Genomic DNA, 10,581 nt, shown 5'->3' with positions numbered 1-10,581 from the left:
ACTGTAGGGTTGCTCATATTTATATAAACTCATAACGACTACGTTTAGTATAGCGGATTAGAGGCCTATAAGCCCGATAGACAGGTTAAAAAGAATTAAAAATGTGAGTTGAAGTGGATAAACAGGTTAAACTTAACGAGAAAGACTCAGCAAAACGGGATGAATATTATGACTAATATTGATGAAATCCGGAATCAATTCAACTCTACACCTTATTATAATTGTCCTTTGGAAGATTCTCCCAAGAAAAACAAGATTCAGCTCTACTGTCATAATATGGTGAATTCATTCTATCGTAGAGATCAAAAAGTTATCAACTCAGAAGGTAAAATTATTTTGGATGCAGGTTGCGGTAGTGGCTATAAATCGTTAATATTAGCTGAAGCTAATCCAGGAGCAAAAATTGTTGGCATTGACATGTCAGATAAATCCGTAGAAATTGCACGAGAGCGTCTAAAATATCATGGATTTTATAATTCAGAGTTTCACTGTATTCCCATAGAAAAAATTCCTAGCTTAGGGATAAAATTTGATTATATTAATTGTGATGATGTCCTATACTTGGTTCCTGGTGTCACCCCTGGTCTAAAGGCGTTTAAGTCTGTTTTGAAGCCTGATGGTATTATTCGGGCTAATTTACATAGTTCTCTTCAGCGACAGGGCTTTTTTAGAGGACAAAGAATTTGGCAAAAACTGGGTTTTATGGATGGTGCACCAGAAGAAGAAGATTATGAAATAGTTCGCTCAGTCATGCGGAATCTAAAGGATATTATAGACCTAAAAAGAACCACCTGGAGAGAGCAGCAATCAGAGTCGGTTGAGTGGCTGGGAGCAAATTATTTGTTGCTCGGAGATACTGGAATTGAAATTCCTGAGTTGTTTGCGTTTCTTAGAGAAAGCAATTTAGAATTTATTAGTATGCTCAACTGGCACTACTGGGATCTGTTGAAATTGTTTAAAAATTGGGATGACCTGCCCATGAGTTTGATGTTTCAATTGTCCGAGTTGTCCATAGAAGATCAGCTCCACCTTCATGAGTTATTCCACCCCAAACAACGGCTTCTCGATTTTTTCTGTGGCCATCCTCAAGGCGATCGCACCATCGTCCCCGTAGAGGAATGGACAGATAAGGATTGGAAGCAAGCACAAGTCCATTTACATCCACAACTGAGAACCGAAGACCTTAAAGAAGAAGCAATGACAGCGATTTCTGAAACGAGAAGTCTCAATTTCAATGACTACTTGTGTATCGATCCACTTTCTCCTTCTACAATCGAGAGTACGGCCTTAGGCGCTCTGTTACCTTTATTTGATTCTCCTTGTTCGTTTCTCCAGCTTCTCCAGCGCTGGCAAACCCTCCACCCCATCAATCCCATAACCTGGGAAGCCAATACTGAAACTGAAGCAACCCAACAGCTAAAATCTGTCATCATCCCCCTGTATGAGTCGGGTCATTTACTTCTAGAGTCCCAGGAATAACACCATTTCAGAAAAAAAATTCACGGCTGATATCAAACGAGTGTAAGGTGGGTAAGCTACAGATATGGAGCTAGAAGCCAACACTTTGCACACCCAAGGAGACCTAAAGCAATGAAAACTGAATTTCGGACCAAATTCCTGAGCCACCTGATCGCCAAAAAAGGAGATGAAGGGTTTACCCTGATTGAGCTGCTGGTTGTTATCATCATCATCGGGATTCTCTCAGCGATTGCCTTGCCTTCCTTCCTCAACCAAGCCAACAAAGCCAAACAATCAGAAGCTAAACAATATACTGGTTCCATGAACCGTCAGCAACAAGCTTACTTCTTGGAGAAAGATATCTTCACCACAACATTGACCAACCTGGGTTTAGGGATTCAATCTCAAACTGAGAACTATGTATACGCAATCAGTGGTCCCACAGCTGGTCAGCCGATTAATCAAGATGCAGTAAAGGGTACGGGAGTCAATAACTACGGATGGGCAGACAGTAATACTCTGAAGTCCTACCTGGGTTCAGTCCAAACGGGTGAAGGTGGTACTGTTGGTAACCTAGAAGCTACAACATTAGCAAAACTGATGGAGAGTGATAGTGCTGGTGTTGCAAAAAACACATTGCCCTCTGCCAAGTGGAGTCCATCTAATGGTGACAAGGCAACTGGTCCTTATGCCCCTACTGATTGGACTGCATTTTAATTTGAAGCCATTTTTTCAAGTACTACCATTTCTCTTTCAGTTTGCCATCGATCGCTCCTTGAGGAACAACTTCCTCTCAATCTTCGGTGAGTCCCAACTGAATGCAGAAATGGAAATAGTATTACGATAGACTTGATATAGGGTGAGCTAGAATTGGCTGACCCTATATTTATTTGAATTTTTATTGATATTCAAGTAAGCAATGACTGACATTTCTACGACAGAGTTACAACAACAGGCTTTTGAATATTTCGTTACCCAAGACTATGCTCAAGCGGTCACGCTTTACCAAAACTGGGTTGATATGCACCCTGAGTGGAGACAAGGATATTGGTACTTGGGATTAGCCTTACTCCTTCAAGGACAAGAAGTTGAAGCTCAAGTCACTTGGATGTTGGTTATTGGGGAAGCAACAGAGCAGGAAATAGAGCTATGGACTCAAGAATTGGTGAGTATTTTAGACACTGAAGCCGAACGCCAATTTAAAGAAAACCAGCCCAAACTAGCATGGGTGATTCGGCAACACATTCGGGAAATCGATCCAAGCAATATTAATAATTTACTCCATCTCCTGCAACTAGCTCTAGAACTAGAGATATTAACAGAAGATGAACTCACTGAAATTGGAATTCTTGATGTATTGAGTGCGAACTCAGAATCTATACAGGTGAACGTCCCCCTACTGTTGCAAACGTTAAAGCATTTTACGGAGCGAGCACCATTAGACCCACTGCTACCCGAGTTTGTAGATGTATGTGTTCCCTTCATTTCTGGCGAAGAATTATCCGCATTTCTGAGAATAATCTTATCCTCTTGTATTAAAATAAGTCGCACTCTATTTCATCCGGAAGTGTCTATCGCCTTAGCAAAAAGTGCCTTAAAAGCCGATTCAGAGCATCCAGAAATTTGGCGACAGCTATCTACCTACTATCAAAGCAATCGCGAATATGAGAAAGCCCTAGAAGCAGCAGAAAAAGTTCATCAGTTAGCCGAAAACTCTATTGACCAGATAATTGCTAATTTCCTGCAAATTACAGCCTTAATGGATACGGGAGGACGCTGGAAAGATGCCTTAGTTATTTCAGATCGACAAGCTGAGTTACTGCTCTCTCTCGATCCCAAGGAAGCTCCCGATTACCCTTTATTCAGTAGCAGTCGGTTGTATACGAGCAGCTATTTTTTCCCTTACTTTCGGGATGAAGCCAGAGGCAATCGAGAGATTCATAATCATTTAGCCCAGTTTTCTCAGTCTGGAATCGAGTTTCATGAGCAAGAGCGAGTGCAACGCTATAGAAAAGGTTGGAATGCTCCTTGTTCAACATCCAAGCCTTTGAGAATTGGGTATCTTTCCCATTGCTTTATGAGTCACTCCGTGGGATGGCTGGCTCGATGGTTATTCCGACATCACGACCAAGAGCAGTATGAGATTTATGCTTATTTCGTTAACTATAAGTCAGAGTCTCCCGATCCTCTTCAACAATGGTATGTTGAGAATGTTACTCAAGCTCGTAAACTCGGACGTGAGGATCTTGAGGTTGCCGATCGCATTAGCGAAGATAACATAGATATCCTGGTCGATCTCGATAGTCTCACCTTAGATTTAGCTTGCACAGTGATGGCCCTCAAACCCGCTCCCGTTCAAGTGAGTTGGTTGGGGTGGGATGCTCCGGGTATTCCGACGATTGACTACATGATCGCCGATCCTTATGTCTTACCTGAAAATGCCCAGGATTACTACTGTGAAACAATTTGGCGATTGCCCCAAACCTATATTGCCGTAGATGGATTTGAGGTTGAAGTTCCTACTCTGCGGCGGGAAATGCTAGATATTCCTAATGATGCAGTTTTGTATTTTAGTTCCCAACGGGGCTTTAAGCGTCATCCAGACAATGCAAGAGCGCAACTGAAGATTATTAAAGCTGTTCCTAACAGCTATTTCTTGATTAAAGGATTGGGCGACCAAGATTTGATTAAGCAGTTTTTTGGGCAATTGGCAGAGGAAGAAGGAGTCTCAGAAGAGCAACTGATATTTCTCCGCCCTGCACCCTCTGAGGCTATGCACCGTGCCAATATGAGTATTGTTGATGTAGTGCTAGATACTTTTCCTTACAATGGAGCGACAACTACCCTAGAAACGTTATGGATGGGAGTTCCAATCGTGACACAAGTTGGCGAACAATTTGCGGCTCGCAATAGCTATACCATGATGATGAATGTGGGGGTTACTGAGGGTATAGCTTGGACAGATGAAGAATATATTGAATGGGGAATTCGTTTGGGAACAGAACCCGAATTACGACAAAACGTGGCATGGAAGTTGAAAGAGTCTCGTAAAACTTCGCCGTTGTGGAATGGTAAGCAGTTTGCTCGTGAAATGGAAAAGGCTTATGAGCAAATGTGGCAACGGTATGTTGAGTCTGGGAGTTAGGCCAGGATTAGAAGAGAGGTAGATGTTGCAGTTTGGCATTGACCAGAGCATCTTGATTTTCATTGTCTAGAGCAATACGAGCGTGAAGCTGATAGTGTAAGACTTGCCATTGAGAGAGGCTTAAGGACTCTAGGAAGATAATATCGGGTGCCTTGTCTTCTTCCATCTCTTCAATTTCCCCTGACATTAAAAGCTGAAAGGTTATTTGAGCTAAAATTTCATTGGCTTCTTCTACTGTGGTCTTGTTAGTATCGATTAACAGAGCAATACGGTGGCCATCTCCATACTTTAAGACTTGTTGAAGTAAATTTCCTAAGTCCTGCACAAGCTGTGCTTCTAGTTGTGACCAATCCGGAAAAGCAATCAGATTCAGTTCTCTTAACTGAAATGGAAGTAATTCTTCCGTACTCTTAAATCCCAAAAGTTTTAAAAACCTTAGAGCTGTAGGAATGGGGGCATAATGTTCCAGAACCCATTGTCGTCCTGCTTGAGAAATTTTTTCGAGAATAGTGGGTTCGCTTCTGATCCGGTCTATGGTATCTTCCATATTTTCCATATCAATGCCAATATAGTGCTTCCAGTTTTCTGGCATTACGGGAAGAGATACAGCATATCGATCGAAGTCAACGTGAAAGGTGACGCATCCCGCAGCTAGGGATTCCCAGAATCGCCAACTATCCCACCATTCAATATAAGGCGATCGCGTTTTCAGGGCAGGGATATACCAACCGGCAAAGGCAGCACAAGCCACGTGGGATTTAAGGCGCTGATAATATTGGGGATAATGACGACGGCCAGTTTGTTTCCATTGTAAGTAATGATAGGGGTCAGCAGGAGAATTATGAGGAGTATCAACCGTTTGATCTACCGGTAAAATCTTCTCAATGAGAGGAATAAATTGCTGATTTGTGACAATCCGTACAGGATAATCTGCTTGTACCTTAAACATTTCTCCTTGGCGACTATGAGTTGTGGCAAAGCCTTGTTCAACTGCATTTATTGGATAACTGGTAAACAGTTCTTTGTGATCGACTCGGAAGTTAAATAAGAGGGAGGACTGACGCTGGTCAAAAGTGGGAATCGTTTGTACTTCTGTAACGATCCGATGCGATAGGCCAAAAGCCCAGGGAATAAAGTTGCTGGGATATTGAGTCTGAGTATGACAGTGCGTTCTCAAGATAACATCAAAATAAGCGATTGTTGGCGGCCATAAAGAGGCATCAGGCCCGTCCATATCATCAAGATAAATGTTTATATGCTGGCGATATCGGTTATAGATCACTTCTGGAAAGGGACGCTGGGCAAAAACCCAGTTTTTATCTAAAATAACTAGTAAGCAATCTTCAGGGTTAACCTGCGGGTCGTGAATAAATAAATAATCTTCTGGTTCAGGAGAAAGGAGCCAATAGTTGCAATTTGCATAGACTGGGATATTTAAGGCTTTCAACCCTTCAGCCAACCCAATAGCTAGATGGGGAAATTGATCTTCGACCAGATAGAAATAAGCACTACAATGCTGGATGCGATCGCTTATTTTTTGAGGAGAAGCTACCATGATGAATAAAATTATTTATGCTTCAGATAAAGTAATTAAATCACATACAATGTCATTAATTAGGTTTTATACAATAATTGGAATTGGATCTATGTTATTCCTGTGTTGAGGATGGCATTGAATTAGGCGCTGACGATTCTTCTTCTGGTTGGGAATATTGACCTGTGTTTAATTGTTCTTTAAGTTCAGTATAAATTGTTTGGTAAGTTTGATCTTCTGGATTGATTTCTATAAGAGTTTCGAGAGGTTCTACAAGACCTTCAAGGTTGTTCATTTGTAGTCGAACCCTGACTAATCCTTCTAAAGCAACTTGATTTTTTGGTTCTCGTTCTAGAACTTGGAGATAGCCTCTTTCATAGCTCATGAGTTGTTCTTGTGGGTTCACTTCAGTGGTTTCTGGAGACGGATTTTGATGTTGGGTATCTCGAAATAAACGAGTGGTTGCAAAAGCAGTGGAACTAAAGAATGCCAGCGCGCCAACAATGGATAGAAAACGTTGTGATTTTTTCATGTTCTTATTGTAGAAGTTATCACTCAAACTAGATTTAGAGCGATCGCACTCCAAGTCTAAGTGTAGAATACCCACATCTGAGCCGATCGCGATCGCAATTTCAACTCAATCAACAGGCTCTAAGGGAGGAGGAATTAATAATTCTATGCGACCCTCCGAGTCCAGGATAACACGCCCGCCGATCGCCTCCATACTGTCAATAGCTCTCTGGCGTGTTTTTTCATCCGTTGCATTAATGAGTACACTGCCCCAGGCTTGAAACTGTGCCCGCTTGCTATTGGAGTTTTCCGCTAAAAATTCTGCTGTTGAGGCAGACAGAGCCATAATAGTTTTACTCTCTTGATCGTTATATTCACTCGCCCATTCAGCCGCTTGAGTAAATGAATCCCGCGCTGCTTCACCTTCCCCTAAAAACAGAAGTTGGTCAACCCCCATGTAGCGCCAAGCATAATAACCGCGAGGGGGGTCTTGAGAAGAGAGTTGTTCTAAGCCTTGTTGCATCATAGCTACAGAAATATCCGGTTGTCCAGAATACAAAGAAACACTTGCAGAAAGTCCAAAATAAGCGGGGATAAATCGAGGATCTTCTGTGAGAGTAATCTTAAAATATTCAGCAGACAAATCATACCCAGTTTGATCGCGGGCCGGATCGTCACCAAAATAGATTAGAAATTTAATAAAGCTCCAATTGGCAATGAGATTATCAAAGCCAAAATTAGGCAAAACCTGGAGTAATTTCAGTTCCAGAGCTTCTTGAGCAACTTCTTGCTGCCATTGTTGCGGCGATCGCTCACTTGACTCTACTTTAAGCTGGTTCAGTTTAGGTAATTGTACTGAAACAATCGCCAGAGAACAGAGGAGCATTAACCCTCCTGCTACCATTGTATTAGTCCACTGTCGGTTCATGAACATCAAGATCTCCTAGCTCAATAAGAGGAATGGTGTTTACCCGAGATAAGGAGATCGCCTCTTGATTTTCATGCTCTAGCTTAATTCTCCCCTGTAATTTGGGCATTAAAACTGACCATTGAACCTCACTTAAGTCCCTGACTAAAATAATTTCTGGCCCTTCATCCACCTCCACACTCTCTTCCATCAGCAAATTCATCGTCACACTTGATAGCAGCAGATCTGCATCTTCGGCTTCCATATTAGTATGATCGATCAATAAGGTCATTTTAGCGCGATCGGGATGACTGACTAAACGTTTGATGGCCTCTTGCAATCCCAATCCAAGCGTTTCTTCCGGTTGTGACCAATCTGGAAAAGCGATCCAGTTAATTTCTCTTAGTGCTATGTTTAAATCCAGATCGTTTTCCTTGTTTGATGAAGATTCTTTAACGTATTTACTATCCAGATAGTGTTTAATTCTTTGCATTTCTGGTAAGAAATTAATTCCCATTTCAATCGCTTTGGGGTATTTAGATATAACTTCAGCCAGGTTATTAGCAAAATTATACCTGGGTTGATCTCCATATTTCCAAGTGATATACTCTAACGTTTCCATCGCTATGTCATAAAAATCTAGAATATCAGCGACACAGGCTAACTTTAAGAGCTTTTCTGGAGTTTTTTTAGATAATTCTGACTCTTGAATCAAATCTTGAAAATAAAAAGCATCTGTCCATGTTAACTGACCCGGATGCTCTTCAGACTTTAGAGGAGCTATACGACGGGTATCCCGATGTAATTTACCAAAATCAATAAGGCTAAAGCCTTTATCTCTCAGATACAAGTCTACATCGCTAAAGAGAGGCACATTTTCATATAGACGGGCAAATTCTACTTCTACTTTTAGAAACAGCAAGTTTTTTAAAAGGTTTTCAGAACCTTGCAGAACTTTCAGATCTGCTCCTTGAGTATCAATTTGTAAGAAATCAATACTATCAATCCCTTCCGCAGCACAAAAGTTATCTAGAGTCGTTGTCTCTATTGGCTCTTTCGATACCACCTGCATACTCGATTGTCCGCCAACAAAACGAGACAGGAATGACTGGTTGGGAGGATAAAGAGAACTACAGGCAGGATATTTAGTAAGGTACAAAGTTTCTGTACTTACACAGTTCCAGAGAGCTAAAGGAATGTGTTTTTCTTTGTGTACTATATTTGATGATTGCAGCTTTTGATTCATTATTTTGCAAGCATCAGGATCGGCATCAAAACCATATATTGTTAAGTTTGATTCGAACACACCCCAACCTTGATCGAAATAGTCCTTTTCAAACTCCTCCAGTATCCTAGAACCTACAACCGCTATCGTAATATTAATATCACTCAGTTTGCCACTTTTTTTTAAGCTATCGATAAACTTCGGCATTTTCAGGCATCTCCTATTGTGTTAAGGTATCAATCAATTTTTTTAATATCATCCATTTCTAAAGAGGTAACTTGATCGGCATCAACAGCGTAAATTGCATCTTGATGTTCATGCTCTAACTTAATGCGTCCCCATAACTGAGGGATTAATACTGACCATTGAGCCTCACTTAAGTCCCCCACTAAAACAATTTCTGGCCCTTCACCGACCTCCATATTCTCTTCCATGAGCAAATTCATGGCTACGCTCGATAGGAGTAGATCGGCATCTTCGGCTTCTATATTAGTATGATAAATCAATAAGGTCATTTTAGCGCGATCAGGATGGCTAACTAGCCCTTTAATCACCTCTTGCAAGGCTAACCCAATCCTTTCTTCAGGTAGTGACCAGTCTGGAAATAGAATTAAGTTAATTTCTCTTAATGGTATATTAAAATCTATACCATTTGGCTTAGGCCCTGAAGACTCGCAGATATATTGATCATCCAGATAGTGTTTAATTCTTTGCATCTCTGGTAAGAGATTAATTCCACTTTCAACCGCTTTGGGGTATTCAGATATGACTTCAGCGATATTATTAGCAAAATTGTACCTGGGTTGATCTCCATATTTCCAAGTGATGTACTCTAACGTTTCCATGGCTACGTCATAAAAATCTAGAATATCAGCAACACAGGCTAACTTTAAGAGCTTTTCTGGAGTTTTTTGGGATGATTCTGACTCTTGAATCAAATCTTGAAAATAAAAAGCGTCTGTCCATACTAACTGACCCGGATGCTGTTCAGAATGTAGAGGGCCTCTACGACGGTCATTCCGATATAATTTACCAAAATCAAGAAAGCTAAAGCCTTTATCTCTCAGATACAAGTCTATATCGCTAAAGAGAGGCACATTTTCATAGAGACGGGCAAATTCTACTTCTACTTTCAGAAACAGTAAATTTTTTAAAAGGCTCTCAGAACCTTGCAAAATTCTCAGCTCAGCTCCTTGGGTATCGATTTGTAAGAAATCGATACTACTAATTCCTTCTGCATGGCAAAAATCATCTAGAGTTGTTGTCTCTATTGTTTCTTCTAATACCACTTGCATACTCAATTCCCCACCAACAAAACGAGACAGAAATGACGGGTTTGGAGGATACAGAGAGCTACAAGCAGGGTATCTAGTAAGGTACAAAGTCTCAGTACTTACGCAGTTCCAAAGAGCTAAAGGAATATGTTTTTCTTTGTGCACGCTATTTGATAATTGCAGCTTTTGATTCATGGTTTCGCAAGCGTCACGATGGGCATCAAAACCATATATTGTTAGGTTTGAGCCAAGCCAGCCCCAACCTTGATCGACATAGTCTTTGTCAAACCCTTCTAGTATCCTAGAACCGACAATAGCTATTGTAATACCAATATTATCGAGTTTTCCACTTTTTTTTAAGCTCTCAATAAACTTTGGCATTTTTTAGGAATCTCCTCTTGTGTTAAAGTGTTTCTCAATTTTTAAATGAATCCTTCATTTCTATAGGGGTAACTTGATCGGCATAAACGGTGTCAATTGCATCTTGATTTTCATCCTCTAACTGAATTCGCCCCCGTAAAAGTGTTT

Annotated in this window: 8 protein-coding genes; 3 read left to right on the top strand and 5 right to left on the bottom strand. The window is 40.9% G+C overall.

Annotation, left to right across the window (positions count from 1 at the left end; translation table 11 throughout):
* Window positions 1-159: 159 nt before the first annotated feature.
* The 3 genes from AC3A14_RS14910 to AC3A14_RS14900 all read left to right on the top strand — a co-directional run bounded on the left by AC3A14_RS14910 (window position 160) and on the right by AC3A14_RS14900 (window position 4,603).
* A complete protein-coding gene (locus AC3A14_RS14910) occupies window positions 160-1,479 on the top strand; it encodes a class I SAM-dependent methyltransferase (RefSeq protein WP_318735652.1) in 1,320 nt (439 codons plus the stop codon).
* Window positions 1,480-1,590: 111 nt separating this feature from the next.
* Window positions 1,591-2,175 (top strand): type IV pilin-like G/H family protein, encoded by a 585-nt coding sequence (locus AC3A14_RS14905; protein WP_318734450.1) that lies wholly within the window; start codon window positions 1,591-1,593, stop codon window positions 2,173-2,175.
* A gap of 202 nt (window positions 2,176-2,377) precedes the next feature.
* Window positions 2,378-4,603 (top strand): O-linked N-acetylglucosamine transferase, SPINDLY family protein, encoded by a 2,226-nt coding sequence (locus AC3A14_RS14900; RefSeq protein ID WP_318735656.1) that lies wholly within the window; start codon window positions 2,378-2,380, stop codon window positions 4,601-4,603.
* A gap of 7 nt (window positions 4,604-4,610) precedes the next feature.
* Here the strand turns inward: AC3A14_RS14900 and AC3A14_RS14895 are convergent, their stop codons facing one another.
* From AC3A14_RS14895 to AC3A14_RS14875, 5 genes are all read right to left on the bottom strand, one after another.
* Window positions 4,611-6,158: a glycosyltransferase gene (locus AC3A14_RS14895; RefSeq protein ID WP_318735658.1), complete on the bottom strand. Its 1,548-nt coding sequence runs from the start codon at window positions 6,156-6,158 to the stop codon at window positions 4,611-4,613.
* A gap of 94 nt (window positions 6,159-6,252) precedes the next feature.
* Entirely contained in the window at window positions 6,253-6,669 is a 417-nt protein-coding gene (locus AC3A14_RS14890; protein ID WP_318735663.1) for a tetratricopeptide repeat protein, read from the bottom strand.
* Between the two features lie 105 nt (window positions 6,670-6,774).
* Window positions 6,775-7,575 (bottom strand): hypothetical protein, encoded by an 801-nt coding sequence (locus tag AC3A14_RS14885; RefSeq protein WP_318735666.1) that lies wholly within the window; start codon window positions 7,573-7,575, stop codon window positions 6,775-6,777.
* Complete coding sequence (locus AC3A14_RS14880) at window positions 7,556-8,986, bottom strand: FkbM family methyltransferase (protein ID WP_318734435.1); 1,431 nt, start codon at window positions 8,984-8,986, stop codon at window positions 7,556-7,558. The genes AC3A14_RS14885 and AC3A14_RS14880 overlap by 20 nt, the downstream gene beginning before the upstream one ends.
* Window positions 8,987-9,015: 29 nt before the next feature.
* Window positions 9,016-10,434 carry an FkbM family methyltransferase gene (locus tag AC3A14_RS14875; protein ID WP_487779046.1) on the bottom strand — a complete coding sequence of 473 codons (1,419 nt, stop codon included), beginning with the start codon at window positions 10,432-10,434 and terminating at the stop codon, window positions 9,016-9,018.
* Between the last annotated feature and the right edge of the window lie 147 nt (window positions 10,435-10,581).

Source organism: Roseofilum sp., from assembly GCF_982964205.1.
This window is presented reverse-complemented; position numbering and strand designations above follow the sequence as displayed.